General features: G+C 68.8%; 18 protein-coding genes. 11 read left to right on the top strand and 7 right to left on the bottom strand.

Translation table 11 applies throughout. The features are described 5' to 3' along the window. Positions 1–44: 44 nt before the first annotated feature. Together uvrB and G6016_RS07730 are read left to right on the top strand one after the other, a co-directional pair. Positions 45–2,174: an excinuclease ABC subunit UvrB gene (gene uvrB / locus G6016_RS07735; RefSeq protein ID WP_182632090.1), complete on the top strand. Its 2,130-nt coding sequence runs from the start codon at positions 45–47 to the stop codon at positions 2,172–2,174. Between the two features lie 92 nt (positions 2,175–2,266). Next, the gene (locus G6016_RS07730) at positions 2,267–2,716 is read left to right on the top strand and encodes a universal stress protein (protein WP_182632089.1); all 450 of its coding nucleotides are present in this window, start codon (positions 2,267–2,269) and stop codon (positions 2,714–2,716) included. A 37-nt stretch (positions 2,717–2,753) separates the two neighbouring features. Here G6016_RS07730 and G6016_RS07725 read toward each other — a convergent pair whose 3' ends face one another. The 4 genes from G6016_RS07725 to G6016_RS07710 form a co-directional block, all read right to left on the bottom strand. Next, positions 2,754–3,176, bottom strand: coding sequence for a DUF732 domain-containing protein (locus G6016_RS07725; RefSeq protein ID WP_241729935.1), 423 nt, complete (start codon positions 3,174–3,176; stop codon positions 2,754–2,756). A 23-nt stretch (positions 3,177–3,199) separates the two neighbouring features. Continuing rightward, a complete protein-coding gene (locus G6016_RS07720) occupies positions 3,200–5,686 on the bottom strand; it encodes an ATP-binding domain-containing protein (protein ID WP_182632087.1) in 2,487 nt (828 codons plus the stop codon). A 150-nt stretch (positions 5,687–5,836) separates the two neighbouring features. After that, the gene (locus G6016_RS07715; RefSeq protein WP_182632086.1) at positions 5,837–6,985 is read right to left on the bottom strand and encodes a DoxX family protein; all 1,149 of its coding nucleotides are present in this window, start codon (positions 6,983–6,985) and stop codon (positions 5,837–5,839) included. A gap of 198 nt (positions 6,986–7,183) precedes the next feature. Then, positions 7,184–7,885: an MBL fold metallo-hydrolase gene (locus tag G6016_RS07710; RefSeq protein WP_182632085.1), complete on the bottom strand. Its 702-nt coding sequence runs from the start codon at positions 7,883–7,885 to the stop codon at positions 7,184–7,186. A gap of 135 nt (positions 7,886–8,020) precedes the next feature. Between G6016_RS07710 and uvrA the strand changes: the two genes are divergently transcribed. Beyond that, positions 8,021–11,080 (top strand): excinuclease ABC subunit UvrA, encoded by a 3,060-nt coding sequence (gene uvrA, locus G6016_RS07705; RefSeq protein WP_182632084.1) that lies wholly within the window; start codon positions 8,021–8,023, stop codon positions 11,078–11,080. Positions 11,081–11,104: 24 nt separating this feature from the next. On the opposite strand, the gene G6016_RS07700 is transcribed toward uvrA, so the two are convergent. Next, positions 11,105–11,503: a DUF1844 domain-containing protein gene (locus G6016_RS07700; RefSeq protein WP_182632083.1), complete on the bottom strand. Its 399-nt coding sequence runs from the start codon at positions 11,501–11,503 to the stop codon at positions 11,105–11,107. Positions 11,504–11,825: 322 nt separating this feature from the next. Here G6016_RS07700 and infC point away from each other — a divergent pair, with 322 nt between their 5' ends. From infC to G6016_RS07675, 5 genes are all read left to right on the top strand, one after another. Next, entirely contained in the window at positions 11,826–12,452 is a 627-nt protein-coding gene (gene infC / locus G6016_RS07695) for a translation initiation factor IF-3 (protein ID WP_182632082.1), read from the top strand. A gap of 100 nt (positions 12,453–12,552) precedes the next feature. Continuing rightward, a complete protein-coding gene (rpmI, locus tag G6016_RS07690) occupies positions 12,553–12,747 on the top strand; it encodes a 50S ribosomal protein L35 (RefSeq protein WP_182632081.1) in 195 nt (64 codons plus the stop codon). 69 nt (positions 12,748–12,816) lie between these two features. After that, entirely contained in the window at positions 12,817–13,197 is a 381-nt protein-coding gene (rplT, locus tag G6016_RS07685; protein WP_182632080.1) for a 50S ribosomal protein L20, read from the top strand. 10 nt (positions 13,198–13,207) lie between these two features. Further along, positions 13,208–14,122 carry a TrmH family RNA methyltransferase gene (locus G6016_RS07680; protein ID WP_182632079.1) on the top strand — a complete coding sequence of 305 codons (915 nt, stop codon included), beginning with the start codon at positions 13,208–13,210 and terminating at the stop codon, positions 14,120–14,122. Continuing rightward, positions 14,119–15,780, top strand: coding sequence for an ABC-F family ATP-binding cassette domain-containing protein (locus G6016_RS07675; RefSeq protein ID WP_182632078.1), 1,662 nt, complete (start codon positions 14,119–14,121; stop codon positions 15,778–15,780). The genes G6016_RS07680 and G6016_RS07675 overlap by 4 nt, the downstream gene beginning before the upstream one ends. Before the next feature lie 5 nt (positions 15,781–15,785). On the opposite strand, the gene G6016_RS07670 is transcribed toward G6016_RS07675, so the two are convergent. After that, positions 15,786–16,592 carry an alpha/beta-hydrolase family protein gene (locus tag G6016_RS07670; protein ID WP_182632077.1) on the bottom strand — a complete coding sequence of 269 codons (807 nt, stop codon included), beginning with the start codon at positions 16,590–16,592 and terminating at the stop codon, positions 15,786–15,788. Then, complete coding sequence (locus G6016_RS07665; RefSeq protein WP_182632076.1) at positions 16,586–17,131, bottom strand: phospholipase A2 family protein; 546 nt, start codon at positions 17,129–17,131, stop codon at positions 16,586–16,588. Before G6016_RS07665 ends, G6016_RS07670 begins: the two co-directional genes overlap by 7 nt. Before the next feature lie 150 nt (positions 17,132–17,281). On the opposite strand from G6016_RS07665, the gene G6016_RS07660 reads away from it, so the two are divergent. The 3 genes from G6016_RS07660 to pheS are packed head-to-tail and all read left to right on the top strand — an operon-like array spanning position 17,282 to position 20,405. After that, on the top strand, positions 17,282–18,589 hold the full coding sequence (locus G6016_RS07660) for a sensor histidine kinase (protein ID WP_182632075.1): 1,308 nt from the start codon (positions 17,282–17,284) through the stop codon (positions 18,587–18,589). Positions 18,590–18,594: 5 nt separating this feature from the next. After that, positions 18,595–19,248 carry a response regulator gene (locus G6016_RS07655; protein ID WP_182632074.1) on the top strand — a complete coding sequence of 218 codons (654 nt, stop codon included), beginning with the start codon at positions 18,595–18,597 and terminating at the stop codon, positions 19,246–19,248. A 50-nt stretch (positions 19,249–19,298) separates the two neighbouring features. Continuing rightward, positions 19,299–20,405, top strand: a complete 1,107-nt coding sequence (pheS, locus tag G6016_RS07650; RefSeq protein WP_187354423.1) for a phenylalanine--tRNA ligase subunit alpha — start codon at positions 19,299–19,301, stop codon at positions 20,403–20,405. Positions 20,406–20,617 lie beyond the last annotated feature (212 nt).

Below are 20,617 nucleotides of genomic sequence, written 5' to 3'. Positions count from 1 at the left end.
CTGTCGACGAGCGGGGACCGGCGGGTGCTCGTAGGCTGGTCGGCATGGCATTCGCGACCGAGATTCCCGACGACGGAGTCCCCGCTGACCCAACTGTTTTGTCGTACTCGGAGTTTCGCCCGATCGGCGATGTCGAACGCAGTACGGATCGCTTCGAGGTGGTCAGCGAATTCACGCCGTCGGGGGACCAGCCCACGGCGATCGCCGAGTTGACCGAACGGCTGGGCAGGGGCGAGAGGGACGTCGTCCTCCTCGGTGCCACGGGTACCGGTAAGTCGGCCACCACCGCGTGGCTCATCGAACAGGTGCAGCGGCCGACATTGGTGATGGCCCCCAACAAGACGCTCGCCGCGCAGCTCGCCAACGAGCTCCGGGAGATGCTGCCGAACAACGCCGTGGAGTACTTCGTCTCGTACTACGACTACTACCAACCCGAGGCGTATATCGCGCAGACGGACACCTTCATCGAGAAGGACTCCTCGATCAACGACGATGTGGAGCGCCTCCGGCATTCGGCCACGTCCTCGCTGCTGTCGCGTCGCGACGTCGTCGTCGTCAGTTCTGTCTCGTGCATCTACGGCCTCGGCACCCCGCAGTCCTACCTCGACCGATCGGTGGCCCTGTCCGTCGGGCAGGAGGTCGACCGCGACCAGCTGCTGCGGCTACTCGTCGACGTGCAGTACGAGCGCAACGACGTCTCCATGACCCGTGGCACCTTCCGCGCCAAGGGCGACACCGTGGACATCATCCCCACCTACGAGGAGCTCGCCGTCCGCATCGAGTTCTTCGGCGACGAGGTGGACGCGTTGTACTACATCCACCCCCTCACCGGGGACGTGGTGCGCAAGGTCGACGAGGTACGCATCTTCCCGGCCACCCACTACGTCGCCGGCCCGGAGCGCATGGCCAAGGCGATCGCCTCCATCGAGGAGGAGCTGGAGGTGCGGCTGGCCGAGCTGGAGAACCAGGGCAAGCTGCTCGAGGCCCAGCGGCTCCGTATGCGCACCACCTATGACATCGAGATGATGCAGCAGGTCGGGTTCTGCTCCGGCATCGAGAACTACTCCCGCCACATCGACGGACGCGAGGCGGGCAGTTCCCCGGCCACGCTCATCGACTACTTCCCGGAGGACTTCCTCACCGTCATCGACGAGTCCCACGTGACCGTCCCGCAGATCGGTGCCATGTACGAGGGTGACGCCTCGCGTAAGCGCAACCTCGTGGACTTCGGCTTCCGGCTGCCCTCCGCGCTGGACAACCGGCCCCTGACCTGGGAGGAGTTCTCCGAGAGGGTGGGGCAGACCGTCTATCTGTCCGCCACCCCGGGCAACTACGAGATGGGGCAGACCGGCGGGGAGTTCGTGGAGCAGGTGATCCGCCCGACCGGCCTGGTCGACCCGAAGGTGGTGGTCAAGCCGACCAAGGGGCAGATCGATGACCTGATCGGGGAGGTCCGGAGCCGCGCCGAGCGTGACGAGCGGGTGCTGGTCACCACGTTGACCAAGAAGATGGCCGAAGACCTCACCGACTACCTGCTCGAGACGGGGATCCGGGTGCGGTATCTGCACTCGGAGATCGACACCCTGCAGCGTGTGGAACTGCTCCGGGACCTGCGCCGTGGCGACTACGACGTGCTGGTGGGCATCAACCTGCTCCGCGAGGGACTCGACCTGCCGGAGGTGTCACTGGTGGCGATCCTCGACGCGGACAAGGAGGGCTTCCTGCGTTCGAGCACCTCGCTCATCCAGACCATCGGTCGTGCCGCCCGCAACGTCTCGGGCGAGGTCCACATGTATGCGGACCGGATCACCGACTCGATGCAGCACGCCATGGAGGAGACGGACCGCCGGCGCGAAAAGCAGCTCGCCTACAACACCGAGCACGGGATCGATCCGCAGCCACTGCGGAAGAAGATCGCGGACATCCTCGACCGGGTCGGGGAGGAGCGGAGTTCCTCGGACGACGCGTCGGACCGTCCCGAACTCGTCGGGGCACGCGCCGTGGGCGACGCCGCGCGCCCACGGCAGGAACTCGAGAAACTCATTGAAGAGATGACCGAGCAGATGGTTTCTGCGGCTACAGATCTCCGGTTTGAACTGGCAGGACGCCTACGCGACGAGATCGCCGAGCTTCGTAAGGAGCTCAAGGGCATGCGCGAGGCCGGAATCGACTGACTCCTCACCTGTGATGTGACACTCTTACCCCCTACGGGACCAGCGCTCGCGGTCTACGCTGGGTAAAACGTGTTCCCGAGGAGAGGACAGCAATGAGCGCCTACACCAAGGTGATCGTGGGTACGGATGGGTCAGAGTCGTCCTACCGCGCGGTTGAGCGCGCCGCCGTTCTGGCCGCCGATGCGTCGGCGACCCTGGTCATCGCCTGCGCCTACGTGCCGGCCGATCCGCGGTCCGTCAGCCAGGCCGCAGACCAGTTGGGCGAGGACGCCTACCAGATCCGGGGCGACAACCCCGCCGTGGACATCGTCCGCGGAGCGAAGGACCGGGCACAGGCCTCCGGTGCGACCGAGATCGAGGTGCGGACCATCAAGGGCGCCCCGGTGGAGTCGCTGATCGCCCTGGCAGACGAGGTCGGCGCCGACCTTCTGGTCGTGGGCAACAAGGGGCTCAACTCGCTCACCGGACGCCTGCTGGGCTCGGTTCCGGCCGACGCCGCGCGCCGCGCCACCTGCGACGTGCTCATCGTCCACACGGTCTAGACGACACCGGCCGGGCTCCCTCGGCGGCTGACGAGCGTCAGTCGCAGAGGTGGGTCCGGCTCGCGTCGACCAGTGCGCGTCCGACCCCGGCGGTGTCGATGTCCTCGATCTGGGAGGCGATGGCGCTGCTGAGCGGCCGGATCTCATCGAGGATCGTCTCGTCGTCGACCCCCTCGGCGATCTTGAGGCAGATCCCGATCCCCACCTCGACCGTGGTCTCAGCACTCATCCCGGTCGGAAGTCCGAACTCGGTCAGTTCGTCGAGAAACGCCTGTTCGTCGTTAGTGCGTGACTCCGAGGTCGAGCCGGACGGATTCGGCGCTTGGCCGGCGCCGCCAGTGCTGCCGGTGTCGCCGGAACCGCCGGAGTCAGAAGCCTCAACGGAGGACTCCGGGGCCTCGTCGGCGGACTGACCGCACGCACTCACGACCACCGTGAGGGCGAGGAGAGCCGGCGCCATCAGAGCGCGCCCTGGCACGAGCCTCATGCGGTCAGGTCCTCTCGTTTGTCGGTTGCCCCATCGCTCGGGGGCAACCCGTCGTTGTCCGGTTCCGCGTCACCGTCCGCCAACGCGTCCCTGATTCCCGCGAGCAACGTTCCGAAGCCGCCGGTCTGGACCAGGACGAGCCTCTGGGTCGCACGGGTGGTGCCCACGTACAGGTCCTGCAGGCCCTGAGGTGAGCGAGCGAGGACCCGTTCGGGATCGACCACCACCACGACATCGAACTCAAGCCCCTTGGCCAAGGCCAACGGCAGCACGGACGTGCCCGGGCGGGCGCTATCAACGGCCTCGCGAAGAGCAGGATAGCCGTTCGCCGGCGCCGAATCGTGTGCCCCGCCGCGGTGTGCCGAGTCGTGACCGTCCGCGGAGTCGACGCCGTTGTCGTCGTCGTGGTCGTGGTCCGGGAGCACCACCGCGACGGCTCGTTCCGGCGGGACCGCGGTGATCCGCTCCGTCACCACCGTCGCCACGGACGCGGCGTCGGTCTCGGCCCATTCCACCGGATGCCGGCCCTGACGCACGGGACGCGGCGACGTGGCTCGCGGGTCGATCTCGGTGAGCAGCGCCTCGGCCACAGCTGACACGGTGGCCGGGGTCCGGTAGTTGACGGTGAGCTCGCACAGCACCCAGCGGTCGTCCACGTAGGGCGACAACGCGTCGTCCCACGAGTCGATCCCGGCGGGACTCGAGGTCTGGGCCACATCGCCCACCAACGTCATCCACCGGTTGGGGGAGCGGCGCATCAGAGTGCGCCACGCCATCGCCGACAACTCCTGCGCCTCGTCGACAATCACGTGACCGAAGGCCCAGGTACGGTCCGCCCCCGCGCGGTCGGCGACCGTGAGGTCCGTGTCGGCGCTGTGGCGGCGGGCCAGCGATTCCGCGTCCACGACGTCGTACGCCATGAGCACTTCGGGATCCAGATCGTCCTCGATGTCCTGCACCGCGGAACCGGTGAGGATCTCGAGAGCCTCCTCGGCCTGCCGCACCTGCTCGGCCCACGCGCGATCCGCCTCGGTGCCGTCGGCCGCCGGGTCCTCACCCAGGAGTTCGGCCAACTCGTCGAGTAGGGGGACATCGGCCACGGAGAACGCGAAACCGTCCTGACGGAACAGCGCGTCCTGGTCCTCGGCGACATAGTCGCCCGCGGCCTCGGTGATCCGGTCGCGGCTCGAGAGGAACTCGGCGAGGAGCTGTTCCGGCTGGAGAACGGGCCACCACTTATTGATCGCCTCGGCGACCTCGACCGACTCCTCGACCTCCCGCTTCAGCGCGGCGCGGTCGTCGGCGTCGAGCAACGGGCGTGCGGGGTCTCCCAGGTCACCCAGTCCGTCGCCCCGGGGGGCCCACGCCTGGTCCTCCGCCTGGCCCACCGGATCGGTCAACGCTGCCACGTATTGCTCGGTCAGTGCCTCGACGATCCGAGTGGCGAACGCCTCGCGCGCCTGGTTGTGTGGACGGCGGGTCATGCGGGCCCGACCCCGAGCAGCCCGGACCGACGCCGGATCAAGGACCAGTCGGTGACCGTCTACCAGCACCTCCACGTCGTCGGTGGGGGCCGTTTGACGGGACCGCACAGCCGCCTTGAGGATGTTGACCATCGCCTCGGAGCCCTTGACCTCTTCACCCCTCAGGGACTCAGGACCGGTCGCCCGGACGCCAGGGTAGAGGTCACCCAACGTGCGCAGCACGACGCCCGACTCGCCCAGGGACGGAAGGACCCGCGCGATGTAGTCGAGGAACCGTGCGTTGGGCCCCACGATCAGCACGCCACTGCGGTCGAGCCGCTGGCGATGGGTGTAGAGCAGATAGGCGGCGCGGTGCAGTGCCACCGCGGTCTTGCCCGTGCCCGGCCCGCCCTGGACCACGAGCACGCCGGCGTGCGGGTTTCGGATGATCTCGTCCTGCTCCCGCTGAATGGTGGCCACGATGTCGGTCATGTGACCGGATCGCGCCTGCTCGAGGGTCTCGAGGAGTGCGGACTCGCCCACCACGTCGTCATGATCCTCGGGAACGTTCCCGTCGGTCGGGGCGGTGAGGAACTCGTCATGGACGCCGATCACGCGGCGTCCGATCGTGCGCAGATGCCGGCGCCGATGCGCGCCCTCCGGGCGGGCCGTGGTGGCCAGATAGAACGGGCGGCTGTGGTCGGCGCGCCAGTCGAGCAGGAGCGTCGTGAGGTCCTCGTCGTCATCCCTGAGCCCGACGCGGCCGATGCGGCGCACCTCGCCGTCCTCCATGTCCAGACGTCCGAAGTACAGGCCAAGGTTCGCGGCGTTGTACGCCGCCAGTTCTGAGTTGTACAGACGGGCGAACGACTCCCGCTCCGACCGGGCCTGCGGTGTACCCCCGGTTCCGCGTAGGACGGCGTCCAGGCGCGCGCGGGTGTCCCGGCGCAATTCCTCGAGGCGATCGAGGAGACGACCGAGGTGCTCTTGCTCCTCGGCGAGGGGATCGTGTCCCGTCACGGGTGCTCCTTCGGACGGTTGGACGGCTCATGGCAGGACGTCCAGGTTACCGATAATCGTGACGGGCCTCTGACGACGACGACCCCGCCCGGGTGTCGGGCGGGGTCGACGTCGATTGCTTCGCGGCGCCGGTGGGGACCGGCGAGGCTGTCAGGGCGCGATGACCTGGGCGGCCTTCTCGCGGAGCTCGTCACTCTTCTTCCGTGCGTCGGCGCCCTTCCGGCGCGCCTGCTTCTGGGCCTTCTTCGTGGCGTCGGCACCGGCCTTGCGTGCCTTCTTGTCGGCCTTCGCACGGCGGTCCGCTGCGGCCTGTCGAACGTCGTCGGCGGCCTTGCGCACGGCTGCGGTGTCGATCTCCTCGACCCTGCCGGCCACATCGCTCGCCACCGACTCGGCACGGTGGCGGGCCTGCGCCGCCAGCGGAGCGGCCTCCTCGGCAGCCACATGCGCAGCCGTCGCGACCCGCTCACGGGCCTGCTCGACAACCGGAGCGGCCTGTTCACGTGCCTCGGCCACACGGTCTCGAACTCGAGCGGCGACGACCGGAGCCTTGGCCATCACCAGACCGGCCAGGCCTGACGCCTGCTCGCGCACCTGCTCGGCGACCTCGGGAGTCCGCTCGCGCACCTGCTCGACGACCTCCGGGGCCCGGCCACGGACGGTGTCCGCTGCCTCACGGACCTGCTCGGCCACCTCGGGAGCCTTCTCCCGGACGGTTCCAGCGGCGTCGCGCGCCTGGTCGGAAATCGAATGGGCGACGCCGGCGACCGCAGAACCCGCGGTGACGGCCTCGGCCTTCGCGCCGGGAAGCTTCGCGGCGACCTTGTCCTTGGCCTTGCCGGCCCGCCACGCCAGACCGGGCTGGCCGGCCGTGTCGACGGTCGCCAGGGCCAGGGCTCCGAGCAGGGCGACGTCGGTCGCCAGGCCGGTGGTCTTGCGGCTACGCGCGGCCGGATCGGACTCCGTCCAGAACGCATGACGGCTGACAGTCGAGGGCAGGTGGGCCGCGGTCAGGGCCAGAGCCGACAGCCGCGGCGCCTTGCCGAGTGCGAACAGGGCTCCCGCACCGATCTTGACACCGGCGAGTGCCTTTACCAGCGTTTCGGTGTCCTTGGGCACGGGTGGGACAGACGTCGTGACGCGCTCATTGACCACCTGCTCTCCCTTTTCCACCAACGGGGCTGCCTGCTCGACGAGCGGCGCCGCATTGTCGACGTGGGCCTGGGGGTTGCGCAGCGTCTCGATGCCGTCGATGACGAAAACCGAGGCGAGCATGGGTCGAGCGAGACGTCGGATCATCGTTCCTCCTGGATAAGTGGGAGTGCGTGGTCGAACCTAGTGCGAACTCGGGCGGCATGCCTCCGATCGCGTCAATTCGGCGCTGAGCCGAGGGTTGCCGATCGTGGGGTGGTCTGCGGTGATCGGGTGGTGAGCGTCAAAGATAACGATTCGGAATCGACGGTCATGCGCGGGCCGACGGGACGTGTGTTCGGCGGCTCACCAGCCCCGCTCACGCCACTCGGGCAGGCTCGGACGCTCGGCGCCCACCGTGGTGTCGTCGCCGTGCCCGGGATGGACCACCACGTCGTCGGGCAGGACGTCGAAGACCCGTGATTCCAGATCGTTCATGAGGGTGGCGAACTCTTCCGGGGAGCCGGTCTTTCCGGGCCCGCCAGGGAACAGCGAATCGCCCGAGAACAGATGCGTCCCCTCGTCGGTCCGCAGCAACAGAGCGATGCCATCTGGAGTGTGGCCACGCAGTCCGATCACCTCGAGCCGAAGGTCCCCGACCTCCAGGTGGTCGCCGTGGGAGACGTGGCGGTCGGTCGGGATGTCGATCGAACCGGCGTCACCGGGGGAGGCGATCGTCGACAGGCCGAGGGACTCCACCGTCTCCGCGAGACCTATCCAATGATCCGCGTGCAGATGCGTGGTGAGGACCTCCTTCAGAGATGGTGCGTGCTCGCGGAGGTGCGCGACCAGCTGCGGGGCGTCGTTGGCGGCGTCGATGAGCAGTACATCGCCGGTCGCGATGGACTCGACCACGTAGACGTTGTTGTCCATCTCGCCGACGGAGATCTTGGTCAGACGGGCGGGGCCGACGGTCCACCGCTGGCCGGTGAGTCGACCGTCGAGGTGGCCGGTGTAGCCCTCGGTGAGGGTGATGCGGTTTGGGACGGAAGTGGCTTCATTCGACATACCTGCAGGCTACCGACGTCGTCGGAGCCCGGGGGCCGGAAGCGTGTCGGAGATCGTTGGTACCTTCGTGTGCGGGAACGGCGGCCTATCGGTACCTACGGCGATGTGGCGACCTCCCCCCTGGAAGGAGAACCCATGGTGGACCGGTTGGTCGTCCGCGGTGCACGTGAGCACAACCTCAAGGGCGTGGACATCGATGTCCCCCGAGAGGCACTGATCGTGTTCACCGGACTGTCGGGGTCGGGCAAGTCCTCCCTCGCGTTCGACACGATCTTCGCGGAGGGGCAGCGGCGCTATGTCGAGTCGCTGTCGGCCTATGCGCGGATGTTTCTCGGCCAGATGGACAAGCCGGACGTGGACTTCATCGAAGGCCTTTCCCCGGCGGTGTCCATCGACCAGAAGTCCACCAACCGCAACCCGCGCTCGACCGTCGGCACCATCACCGAGGTCTATGACTATCTGCGTCTGCTCTACGCGCGGGCGGGAGTCCCGCACTGCCCGACCTGTGGTGAGGTCGTCTCGCGGCAGACGCCGCAGCAGATCGTCGACCAGATCCTGGCGGGGGAGGAGGGCGCCCGCTTCCAGGTCCTGGCGCCAGTAGTCCGCACCCGCAAAGGCGAGTTCGTGGACTTGTTCGCCCAGCTCGCCGCCGACGGATACAGCCGTGTCCGCGTCGATGGAGAGCTGCACACCCTTGCCGAGCCGCCGACACTGAAGAAGCAGGAAAAGCACGATATCGAGGTGGTGGTGGACCGCCTCGCCGCCAAGGCGACCGCCCGCCAGCGTCTGACCGATTCGGTGGAGACCGCACTCGGCCTGGCCGACGGCGTGATCGTGATCGACTATGTGGACCTCGAGGAGTCCGACCCCGGTCGGCGTCGCCGTTTCTCCGAGCACATGGCCTGCCCCAACGGGCACCCCATCGCCCTCGACGACATGGAGCCGCGGGCGTTCTCCTTCAACTCGCCGTACGGAGCGTGCCCGGTGTGCGACGGGCTCGGATCCCATCTCGAGGTCGATCCCGACCTGGTGGTGCCGGACCCGGAACTCTCGCTCGCCGACGGTGCCATCGCCCCGTGGGCCGGCGGACAGAGTGCGGATTATTTCCAGCAGCTCCTGACCGGTCTTGCCGAAGACCTGGGGTTCGACCTACGCACCCCGTGGCAGGATCTGCCCGCAAAGGTGCGTAAGGCGGTGCTCGGCGGTGCCTCGACGAAGGTCCGCGTTCGATACAAGAACCGCTATGGGCGGGTTCGGACCTACGACGCCAAATTCGAGGGCGTCATGGCGTTTCTCAAGCGTCGGCTCGAGCAGACCGAGTCTGAGTCGCAGAAGGAGCGCTACCAGGGCTACATGCGCGAGGTGCCCTGTCCGGCGTGTGACGGCACCCGCCTCAAGCCCGAGATTCTTGCGGTGACCATGGCCGGACCAGGCGGACAGGAACAATCGATCGCCGACATCAGCCGTATGTCCGTGTCGGACTGCGCGAGCTTCCTGGACGGGCTCGAGTTGACCGACCGCCAGGCCATGATCGCCGGTCGGGTTCTCAAAGAGATCCAGGCCCGGATGGGATTCCTTCTCGACGTCGGCCTCGATTACCTGTCGCTGGACCGCGTGGCAGGGAGCCTGTCGGGCGGTGAGGCGCAGCGCATCCGCCTGGCCACCCAAATCGGCTCGGGCCTGGCCGGAGTGCTCTACGTTCTCGACGAGCCGTCCATCGGATTGCACCAACGCGACAACCGGCGACTCATCGACACCCTCGTTCGGCTGCGGGATCTCGGCAACACGCTGCTCGTGGTGGAACACGATGAGGACACGATCAAGGCCGCCGACTGGATCGTCGACATCGGGCCACTCGCCGGTGAACACGGTGGCCGGGTCGTGCACTCCGGGAGTTACGAAGGGCTGCTGGCCAACAAGGAATCGTTGACCGGCGACTACCTCGCGGGCCGGCGGTCCATCGCTGTCCCCGAGACCCGTCGTGAGCGGGACCCGGACAAGCAGTTGCGGGTGCGGGGCGCCCGCGAGAACAACCTCAGAAACGTCGACGTGGTCTTCCCCGGCGGCGTGCTGTGTGCGGTCACCGGGGTGTCGGGATCAGGGAAGTCGACCCTGGTGAACGACATCCTCGCCACCTCACTGGCCAATCAACTCAACCGGGCCCGGCAGGTGCCCGGGCGGCACTCCGGGATCGACGGTGTCGAGTCCTTCGACAAACTGGTCCAGGTCGATCAGTCGCCCATCGGGCGGACGCCTAGGTCGAACCCGGCCACCTACACCGGCGTATTCGACAAGATCCGTACCCTGTTCGCCGCGACCACCGAGGCGAAGGTGCGTGGCTACAAGCAGGGAAGGTTCTCGTTCAACGTCAAGGGCGGCCGATGCGAGGCGTGTCAGGGTGACGGCACGCTGAAGATCGAGATGAATTTCCTGCCGGACGTCTACGTCCCGTGCGAGGTCTGCCACGGTGCGCGGTACAACCGCGAGACCCTCGAGGTGCACTACAAGGGTAAGACCATCGCCGAGGTGCTGGACATGCCGATCGAGGAGGCATGCGAGTTCTTCGAACCGATCACCTCGATTCACCGCTACCTCAAGACGCTCACCCAGGTCGGCCTTGGATATGTGCGACTCGGTCAGTCGGCACCCACACTGTCCGGCGGTGAGGCGCAGCGCGTCAAGTTGGCCGCTGAGCTCCAGAAGCGCTCGAGTGGCCGGACGGTCTACATTCTCGATGAGCCCACCACGGGCCTGCACTTCGAGGACATCACCAAACTGCTCCTGGTGATCCAGGGACTGGTCGACAAGGGCAACACCGTGATCGTCATCGAACACAATCTCGATGTCATCAAGAGTGCCGACTGGGTCATCGATATGGGGCCCGAGGGCGGCGCAGGCGGCGGCACCGTGGTCGCGGAGGGGACACCTGAACAGGTAGCCCGGATCCCGGAAAGCCACACCGGTCGGTTCCTGGCACAGGTGCTCCCCGTCGACGGGGACGCCGAGGCCGACTCGGTGGAACAAGGTGGAGGGACTGCAGCGGCGACGAAGTCGGCCGCGAAGAAGACCCCTGCAAAGAAGGCGCCCGCGACGAAGCAGGCGGCAAAGAAGGCCGCGCCGAAAACCGCTACCCAGAAGACCGCAGCTCAGAAGACCGCGGCCAAGGCGGCGCGCAAGGCCCGGTCGCTGCGTTGAGGACCGGACCCTGCGCGGGGGCGATCAGTAGACGGGGCCGGTGAACTTCTCGCCGGGGCCCTCACCGGGCTTGTCGGGGTAGGCGCTGGCCTCGCGGAAGGCGTGCTGCAGACCCTGGAGTCCGTCCCGCACGACGCCCGCCTGGGGGCCGAGGTACTCGGCGGATCCCGCCACGAGACCGGCGAGGGCTGTCACGAGCTTGCGGGCCTCATCCAGATCGAGGTGCGGGCTGCCGGTGGGCTCGTCGTCTGCCAGGCCCAACTTCTCGGCGGCGGCGCTCATGAGCACGACAATGGACCGGAAGATGATTTCCTGAGCGGAGACGTCGGCCAGATCGACGAGCTCGACCTCACGGGCATCGATGTGGTCCTCGAGGGAGCTCCCGGGGGCCTGGTCAGAAGAAGCTGGCTGGTCGGTGGTCATGGCGATAACTGTCCCACGGACGGACAATTGCCGGGTGTACGGGCACCGGTTTGGGGGTCCCCACAGATCCTGGTAGTCTGTTCTCCGACTGTGGGATTCCTTCACATGAGGGAATCCATCGTCCAAGAGGAGCCTGATCTCCCACCATCCGACGCCTACGGGTTGTTTGATGGTCACCACCCCCGGCGAGGGGTCTGCGCACTTGGGCAGACGTGTCTTCGGCGAAGGGTGAGGAGTGACAGGCCCCAGGCATTAGTGCCGTGGGGCCTTTCCGGTTTTCCCGCCATCCAGGTCGGGCCGGCCGGGGGAACCTCGAGGGCGGATGCGCGACCTGAGCAGTTGGTCGCGGACACATGCGCACCGTAACTACCGAGGAGGGCCCATCAGCGCCGAAGCACGTATCAACGAACGAATCCGTGTCCCCGAAGTCCGACTCGTCGGCCCCGGGGGCGAGCAGGTGGGGATCGTTCGCGTCGAGGATGCACTTCGTCTGGCCCTGGAGGCCGATCTGGACCTCGTTGAGGTCGCGCCCAACGCACGTCCGCCGGTCTGCAAGATCATGGACTACGGCAAGTTCAAGTACGAGGCCGCGCAGAAAGAGCGCGAGTCACGCAAGAACCAGCAGCAGACCGTGGTCAAGGAGCAGAAGCTCCGCCCGAAGATCGACACGCATGACTACGAGACCAAGAAGGGAAACGTCGTCCGTTTCCTGGAGAAGGGCTCCAAGGTCAAGGTCACGATCATGTTCCGTGGCCGCGAGCAATCCCGTCCCGAGCTCGGGTTCCGGTTGCTGCAGCGCCTCGCAGACGACATCACCGACCACGGATACGTCGAGACCAGCGCCAAGCAGGACGGCCGCAACATGACCATGGTCGTGGCCCCGCACAAGGGCGCCAAGACTCGCGCCAAGGCGCAGGACTCGAAGGTCACCGACCCCGCTTCGGAGTAATCCGACCGGCTTTTTAGCGCCGACCAGACCACGGACGCATCGCGTCCGCCCCCCGAGACCCCACCGGGCCCCGGGACGAACCATGTGAGGAAGACCGATCATGCCGAAGATGAAGACCCACAAGGGCACCGCCAAGCGCTTCCGGAAGACCGGAACCGGCAAGCTGGTCCGCCAGCAGGCCAACCGCCGCCACATCATGGAGAAGAAGCCCACCAAGCGCACCCGTCGTCTCGACGGCCGCACGGACGTCGCCCAGGCCGATGTGCCCCGGGTGAAGCGACTCCTCGGGCTCTGAGCCCACCCCAGACGTAGAACTTTCGGTCACCGCTCAAGGTGACCATCCCAGATCAGTGAGGATTGACCAGTGGCACGCGTGAAGAGAGCCGTCAACGGCCAGAAGAAGCGTCGGACCGTACTCGAGTCCACCAAGGGCTACCGTGGGCAGCGCTCGCGGCTGTACCGCAAGGCCAAGGAGCAGATGCTCCACTCGATGAACTACAGCTACCGTGATCGTCGCCAGCGCAAGGGCGACTTCCGCAAGCTGTGGATCTCCCGCATCAACGCGGCGGCCCGCGCCAACGACATGACCTACAACCGCTTCGTCCAGGGCCTCAAGCTCGCCGGCGTCGAGGTCGACCGCAAGGTCCTCGCCGACCTCGCCGTCACCGACCCGGCCGCGTTCACCGCACTGGTCGAGGTCGCCCGCAAGGCGCTCCCGGCTGACGTCAACGCGCCGGCGGCCTGACGTAGGCGACTTGACGCACAATTCCCGGCCCGGGCAGGGCACAGAGCGACCCGCGGATCCGTTCACCGAACGGACACCGCGGGTCGTTTCTGCGTCCAAGCTCCACCGTGCCGCAGCCAGGCGCAAGGCAGGCCGATTCCTCGCCGAGGGCGCCAACTCCGTGGAGGCCGCCCTGTCCACGGGCCACGCCCTCGAGGTGTTCTGCGCCGAGGACGCCCTCGATAGGTTTGACGACCTCATCGACTCCGCCCAGGCCGCCCACGCCGGCCGCGTCCGGGTGTCGACGGTGACTACGCGGGCCATGCGAACCCTGTCCGACACCGTGACCCCGGCCGGGATCGTCGCGGTGTGCCGCACACTCGTCCACGACGCCGCACAGGTCGTGGGGCAAGACGGTGCGCAGGACGTGGGGCAAGACGGTGCAGCGGACGGGTCCCGGGATGACGCCGCGCACCCACCGCGGCTGGTGACTATCGGGCAGGCGTTGGCCGAGCCCGGAAACGTCGGCACGCTCATCCGCGTCTCGGACGCGCTCGGCGCCGATGCCGTGTGGCTCACCGAGGGCGCCGTGGACCCCGAGAACCCCAAGGCCGTCCGCGCCTCCGCGGGCAGTCTGTTCCACCTGCCGGTCGTGCGGGGGATCGGCGAGTCGGATCTGGTGGAGCGCGCCCACGCCCGCGGCCTCCAGGTCGCCGTGGCGACCGCCGACGGTGAGGTCGACATCGAGCACGCCAATGAGCAGCTCGCCCGCCCCACCGCCTGGATCTTCGGCAACGAGGCCCACGGTGTGCCCGCCGACCTGGCAGCGGCCGCAGACCTGCGCGTCCGCATCCCCATCCGGGGCCGCGCGGAAAGCCTCAACATCGTCACCGCCGCCTCGATCTGCCTGCACACCAGCGCCCGGTTGCAGGCGGGCGGGTCATGATGGCCACCCTCACCGCGAGGAAGGTCGGTGCGGCCCGGGGCGCACGCACACTGTTCGAGGGGCTCGACCTCGTCGTCGCCACCGGTGACGTCTGGGGCCTGACAGGCCCCAACGGGGCCGGAAAATCGACGCTGCTCCACGCGCTCGCCGGAACCCCCGACGCGGAGATGTCGGGACAGGTCACCGTGAGCCCGCCCGAAGCCACCGTGGGATTGTTGCGACAAGAAATAGAATCCGACGACGACGAGGTCGTCCGCGAACTCCTGCATCGCGTCACCGGGGTCACTGACGCGCAGATCATCATGGACTCTCTCGCCGAGCAGATGGCGGACTCGGAGGAGGCCGCCGAGGCGTACGGCGACGCACTCGAGAGATGGCTTGCACTCGGCGGTGGCGACCTCGACGAACGGATCCCCGTGACCGCGGCCCGGCTCGGCCTCGACGGCTCGGTGCTGGACCTGCCCGTGGCGGCGCTGTCCGGCGGGCAGCGGGCCCGGGTCAACCTCGCGGCCGTGTTGCTGAGCCAGTACGACGTCCTGCTGCTCGACGAACCGACCAATGATCTCGACCTGGCGGGCCTCGAGGTGCTCGAGGAGTTCATGCAGGCCGAGCGTCGGCCGATGGTCGTGGTGAGCCACGATCGTGAATTCCTGGCCCGGTGCGTGACCGGCATCGTCGACCTGGACGCGGCGCAGCGCCAGATCACGGTCTTCGACGGCGGCTACGAGTCGTACCTGACCGAGCGGGCCCTGGCCCGTCAGCGCGCACGCGAGGCGTATGAGGAATACGCGGGCCGGGTCGACCAGCTCAAGGACCGAATCCAGACGCAGAAGACGTGGCTCGACAAGGGTGTGCGCAACACCATGCGCAAGTCGGGCGGCAAGGACGCCGAGCGGGACAAGCACATCCGCAACCGGGCCGGCCAGCGGTCGGAGAAGCAGGCCGCGAAGATCGCCCAGTCCGAGCGTGCGATGGAGCGGCTCGAGGTGGTCGCCGAACCCCGCAAGGAGTGGGAACTGCGGATGGAGATCGCGGCGGCCCCGCGGTCCGGCTCCGTGGTGGCGGTGCTCGACGAGGCGACGGCCCGGCGGGGAGACTTCCGGCTCGGACCCGTGACGCTGCAGATCGACGGGGGCGACCGGGTCCGGATCAGCGGCGCCAACGGGTCCGGCAAGTCGACGCTGCTGGCGATGATCCTGGGCGACCGGGAGCCGGACGAGGGCAGGGTCACCCTCGGTGCCTCCGTCGAGGCCGGGCGGGTCGATCAGGCGCGCGCCGCCTTCACAGGGCCGAACCAGTTGCTCGACGTGTTCTGCGCGGCGGCCGGTCCGGACGGGGCCGATCCCACGGAGGTCCGCACCCTGCTCGCCAAGTTCGGGCTGGGCGGAGAACACGTGTCGAGGCGGTGTGACTCGCTCTCGCCGGGCGAGCGGACCCGCGCGGCGCTGGCCCTCCTGCAGCATCGGGGAGTCAATCTGCTGGCGCTGGACGAGCCCACCAACCACCTGGACCTCCCCGCGATCGAACAGCTCGAGCAGGCCGTGGAGAACTTCGACGGCACCGTCCTGCTGGTGACCCACGACCGCCGGATGCGCGGGGGCTTCCGGTCGACACGCGAGCTCGTGGTCGACGCCGGCGAGGTGCGCGAACAGCGCTGACGCCGTCACCATCCGGGCGAGAGGCACCCCGCCGGCGGGAGGACCGGCCGGTAACGGTGCCCGATGCCGGGGGATTCGGAATCGGATCCCGGGAGCGCGGCGAGCACCCGCAGTGCGCGGGCGGGCTCGCCGAGCAGATCCCAGCCGAGGGCGGCGACCGGATCGTCCGGGTTGACCGCGGTGACGACGCACGGACCGGACGGCCGGCTCCGTTCAGCGGCGCCGGGCCGACCCTGCCACAGCGCCACGTCGACCAGCGCCGCGATCGCCGGGTCATCGAGCGCGAATTGACCGGCCTGGGCGCCGAGGCTCAAGCCGTGGACGACCAGCCGGGGACGGTCGTCGACCGGGACCGCGCGCAGGCGGGTGGCCACCTCGGCGAGGAGTGCGTGCGCGGACTCGGCCGCGACCTCCGGCCGGAGTGCGTACACCGCTGCGGAGGGGGCCGAGGAGTACCGCATCGCGACGGTCGCCACGTCCCCGGAAGCCCAGTCCTCGAACGCCTCGACCTGGTCGGCATCCACCCACCCCGAGCCGGTCGGGATGGTCACCACGAGCACGGAGCGGTCGAATCCGCCGGCGTCGTCGAGCGCGTCGGCGGTCAGTCGTGCAGCGTCACGCGCGTCGAGTTCGGGGTGGTCGCCGTACACGCGTACGGCCGGCGTCAGCGCCCGGTCGGCGAGGACCAGTCGTGGCTCCGAGGTCAGGGGTCCCGAGTCGAGTGCCCACCACAGGTGTGCGACCAGCGCGCCCAGCAGTGTGTACCCGGCGACGGCGAAGAACAGGATGCGTGCGGCGCGCCGGATCACCACGGCAGTGCCTCCTCGACGGGGGCGCCGTGACCCTGCCGCACGGTGTTGACCCGCACCGCCGCATGGGCGATCCGCGCCATGACCATGCACGCGGAGCGGCCGTCGCAGGACCGGAGCATCTGCCGCCCGAGGAGGTCGTCGAGGTCGGCGCGGAGTCCGTCCGGGATCGGCGTGTGGTGTCGGTGCGCCACGCGCAGCAGGTCGTAGCCGAGGTCGTGGACGCGGCAGGCCGGCTCGAAGGACCGGGGGAGCGGCACCGGCGACGAGCAATCACCCGTCTCCTTGGCGGCCAGCGACCGCTCGAGCTTCGGCGTGTAGCCGAGCTCCGCGATGAGGTCGCGCCCGATCGCGTCGGTGCCGGGACGGGCGTCCGCGAGGTCCCGGGCCGCGGCGAGCGCCGAGGCCGCCGGGTCGCCGTGGGAGCTGGTGTCGGTGGTGGTGGCGGACGTGGTGCCGCCGCTGCCGGCCAGGACGGTGGTGACGGAGAGAAGAAATAGGACGACGAAGACGGCGACACGGCTTACGGATACTCGGAACATGCCGGTCAAACTAGGAACGCAGAACCGGCGGCGGGATCCCCGCAGACAGTGATCTCGGTGTACCTCTGTCGCGGTAACCCGACGGGGGTACCCCGATGTCACTCCACAGGGGGATATCCCCGGCGGGCGGGGCGCAATACCTTTGACGGCATGCGATCGAGCAGCTCGGATCCCGCCCCAGTCGACCTCACCTCGCCCGATGACGCCGCCGGTGATGGACGGTCGGCGACGCGCGTCGAGCGCGGGCGATCCTTCCTCGGCATCCTCCGACCCGACTGGGTGGACCTGGCCCTGCTAAGCCTGGCGGCACTGTTCTTCACGGTGGCCTGGCCGACCTTCTTCGTGACGCATGACGCCTGGCCGGCGCTCGTACCGCTGCTGGCCGCACTGGGCACCCTGCCGGTGGCCGTGGCCCGCCGCTGGCCACTTCCCGCGTGGTGTGCGGTGGCGATCGCCTGTGTGGTGGCCGTGCCGCTGCGTACCGAGCCGGATTTTGCACTGGGCTGGCCCGTGGTGTTCCATCTCGCGCTGGCCGTGTGCCTGGGCGCGGTGATCCTGCTCGGTCCGCCGAGGAGGATCGCGGCGGCGGTGGCGGTGACCGTGGCCCTGATGGCGCTCAACCCCGGCCTCGAGGTCAGCGTGGGGTGGATGGTCGGCGCCGCCGTCTTCTCCACGGTGATGATCCTCGTGCGCTGGCTGCTCATCTCGCGCCGTCAGCTGGAAAGCTCCTCGCAGCGACTGGAACGCGAATCGCAGCGGTCCGCACAGCAGGCCGACCTGCGGGTGTTGGCCGAGGAACGCAACCGCCTGGCGCGTGACCTGCACGACGTGGTGGCCCACCAGATGTCGATGATCGTGGTGCAGTCGCAGTCGGCCCCGTACCGATTGCAGGGCGTCACGCCGGCCGTCCACGCGGAGTTCGATTCGATCGCCGAGACAGCCCGCGAGGCCCTGGACGAGGTCCGCGGCCTGCTGGGGGTCCTGCGCACGGACGCGGAGGAGCAGACCACCGAACCCGTCGGGGTCGACCAGATCGAGCCCACGCTCCGGGCGGCCCGCCGCTCCGGGATCGACCTCACATGGCAGCTGACCGGGGAGATGGACCGGATCGACGAGACCGCCGGCGTGGTCCTGCACAGAGTGCTCCAGGAGTCACTGGCGAACGCCTCCCGGCACGCGCCCGGCGGTGTCGTCGTCGTCACCCTCACCGCGGACACCACCTCCGACGGCGACGAACCGCCCTCGGCGACCCTCGAGGTGGACAACGGCCCGGCCGCACCCGACGCCCTCGTGGCGCCCGGCACCGGCGGTGGCTCCGGGATCGCGGGAATGTCGGCGCGGGTCCGCGCCGTGGGCGGCAGCTTCTCGGCGCTGCCCGCCTCGGACGGCGGGTTCACCGTCACCGCCACCGTCCCGCTGCGGTCCGGCAGGCGCGGCGGCTCCCGTCTTCTAGAGTGAGTCCCATGGCCATCTCCGTGCTGATCGTCGACGACCAGGCGATGGTGCGGCAGGGGTTCGCCGCGCTGCTCGACTCCCAACCCGACATCGCGGTGATCGGCGACGCCGCCGACGGGGCCGAAGGCGTGGCCAAGGCCGACGCACTGCGCCCGGACGTGGTGTTCATGGACGTGCGGATGCCGACCATGGACGGTCTCGAAGCGGCCAGGCGGATCCTCAGCGCCGGGCACGATCCCGCTCCGCGGATCATCATGCTCACCACCTTCGACCTCGACGACTACGTGTACGAGGCCCTGCGCATCGGCTGCTCCGGCTTCCTGCTCAAGGACGCGCCCGCCGAGGAGCTGTTCCGCGCCGTGCGGGTGGTGGTGACCGGCGAGGCGCTGCTCGCCCCGACCGTCACCCGGCGCCTGATCGAGGCGGCGGTCACCCACGAACGCCGGCCGCGCCGTGAACCGGCCGAGCTGACCTCGCTGACCCCGCGCGAACGCGAGACGGTCGAGCAGGTGGCCACCGGCCGGTCCAACGCCGAGATCGCCGAGGTCCTGTTCATCTCCGAGGAGACCGTCAAGACCCACGTGCGGCGGGTGCTGCAGAAACTCTCGCTGCGCGACCGCGCGCAGGTGGTCGTGTACGCCTACGAGAACGGGGTGGTCTGAGCCCGACACGGGCACGGGGCCGCCGGGGGAGATCGACTAGGATATGCCCGATGCCGCCGGCGGTCGCCGGAGCTGACCAGTACGGGGAGGACGCAGCACAGGTGAGCGAAGATTCAGGCGTGGCCGAGGTCAAGATCGACGAGGAGTCCCTGGCGGGATATGCCGCCGAGGCGGAGAGCGCCTTTGCCGCCGCCGCGGACCTCGACGCGTTGGCCGCGGCCAAGACGGCGCACCTGGGTGACCGCAGCCCCATCGCTCTCGGCCGCCGGACACTCGGCTCGCTGCCCAAGGAACAGAAGGCCGCGGCCGGCAAGGCCGTCAACGTCGCCCGCGGCCGCGTGCAGAAGGCCTACGAGGCGCGACTCGAGCAGCTGCAGGCCGAGCGTGACGCGGCCGTGCTGGTGGCGGAGACCCTGGACCTGACGGTCCCGGCGGCCCGTGGCCCGGTCGGCGCCCAGCACCCCATCACGATCATCACCGAGCAGGTCGCCGACGTGTTCGTGGGAATGGGCTGGGAGATCGCCGAGGGACCGGAGATCGAGGCCGAGCACTACAACTTCGACGCGCTGAACTTCCTGCCGGACCACCCGGCGCGCACCCTGCAGGACACCTTCCACATCGCCCCCGAGGGCAGTCGCCAGGTCCTGCGCACCCACACCTCGCCGGTGCAGATCCGGACGATGCTCGACCGGGAGCCCCCGATCTACGTCGCCTGCCCCGGGCGCACCTTCCGCACCGACGAGCTCGACGCCACCCACACCCCGGTGTTCCACCAGGTCGAGGGACTGGCCATCGACAAGGGCCTGACCATGGCGCACCTGCGCGGCTCACTCGACGCGTTCGCCCGCGCGCTGTTCGGCCCGGAGACCCGCACCCGCATGCGGCCCAACTACTTCCCGTTCACCGAGCCCTCCGCCGAGGTCGACGTGTGGTTCCCGCGCAAGAAGGGCGGCGCCGGCTGGGTCGAGTGGGGCGGCTGCGGCATGGTGCACCCCAACGTGCTCATCGCCTGCGGGATCGACCCCGAGGAGTACTCGGGATTCGCGTTCGGCATGGGCCTGGAGCGCACCCTGCAGTTCCGCAACGGGCTGTCCGACATGCGGGACATGGTCGAGGGCGACGTGCGGTTCTCGCTGCCCTTCGGCGTCCGGTACTAAACCCGCGGTACCGATCCACCCACGAGCTCACCCGACCACCGAGAAACACGAAGGACCCCACAGTGCACATCGCGCAGTCCTGGCTGACCGAGATCCTGCAGCGCGCCAACGACGGTTGGTCGGTGACGCCCGCCGAGCTCGACGCGGGCTTCGTGCGCGTCGGCCTCGAGGTGGAAGGCGAGCCGCAGACGCTGCCGGAGATCACCGGGCCC

This window comes from Dietzia aerolata (assembly GCF_014144865.1).
GTDB lineage: Bacteria > Actinomycetota > Actinomycetes > Mycobacteriales > Mycobacteriaceae > Dietzia > Dietzia aerolata.
Note: the sequence above shows the minus strand (reverse complement) of the source record. Positions and strands in the feature narration are given on the sequence as shown.

Bases quoted from the DNA above. Each gene is read 5' to 3' on its own strand.
- uvrB (WP_182632090.1), top strand. From the start codon at position 45: ATGGCATTCGCGACCGAGATTCCCGACGACGGAGTCCCCGCTGACCCA.
- pheS (WP_187354423.1), top strand. From the start codon at position 19,299: ATGCCGCCGGCGGTCGCCGGAGCTGACCAGTACGGGGAGGACGCAGCA.
- G6016_RS07675 (WP_182632078.1), top strand. From the start codon at position 14,119: ATGATGGCCACCCTCACCGCGAGGAAGGTCGGTGCGGCCCGGGGCGCA.
- rpmI (WP_182632081.1), top strand. From the start codon at position 12,553: ATGCCGAAGATGAAGACCCACAAGGGCACCGCCAAGCGCTTCCGGAAG.
- G6016_RS07665 (WP_182632076.1), bottom strand. From the start codon at position 17,131: ATGTTCCGAGTATCCGTAAGCCGTGTCGCCGTCTTCGTCGTCCTATTT.
- G6016_RS07730 (WP_182632089.1), top strand. From the start codon at position 2,267: ATGAGCGCCTACACCAAGGTGATCGTGGGTACGGATGGGTCAGAGTCG.
- G6016_RS07660 (WP_182632075.1), top strand. From the start codon at position 17,282: ATGCGATCGAGCAGCTCGGATCCCGCCCCAGTCGACCTCACCTCGCCC.
- infC (WP_182632082.1), top strand. From the start codon at position 11,826: ATGCGCGACCTGAGCAGTTGGTCGCGGACACATGCGCACCGTAACTAC.
- G6016_RS07655 (WP_182632074.1), top strand. From the start codon at position 18,595: ATGGCCATCTCCGTGCTGATCGTCGACGACCAGGCGATGGTGCGGCAG.
- G6016_RS07725 (WP_241729935.1), bottom strand. From the start codon at position 3,176: ATGGCGCCGGCTCTCCTCGCCCTCACGGTGGTCGTGAGTGCGTGCGGT.
- G6016_RS07715 (WP_182632086.1), bottom strand. From the start codon at position 6,985: ATGATCCGACGTCTCGCTCGACCCATGCTCGCCTCGGTTTTCGTCATC.
- G6016_RS07700 (WP_182632083.1), bottom strand. From the start codon at position 11,503: ATGACCACCGACCAGCCAGCTTCTTCTGACCAGGCCCCCGGGAGCTCC.
- uvrA (WP_182632084.1), top strand. From the start codon at position 8,021: ATGGTGGACCGGTTGGTCGTCCGCGGTGCACGTGAGCACAACCTCAAG.
- G6016_RS07710 (WP_182632085.1), bottom strand. From the start codon at position 7,885: ATGTCGAATGAAGCCACTTCCGTCCCAAACCGCATCACCCTCACCGAG.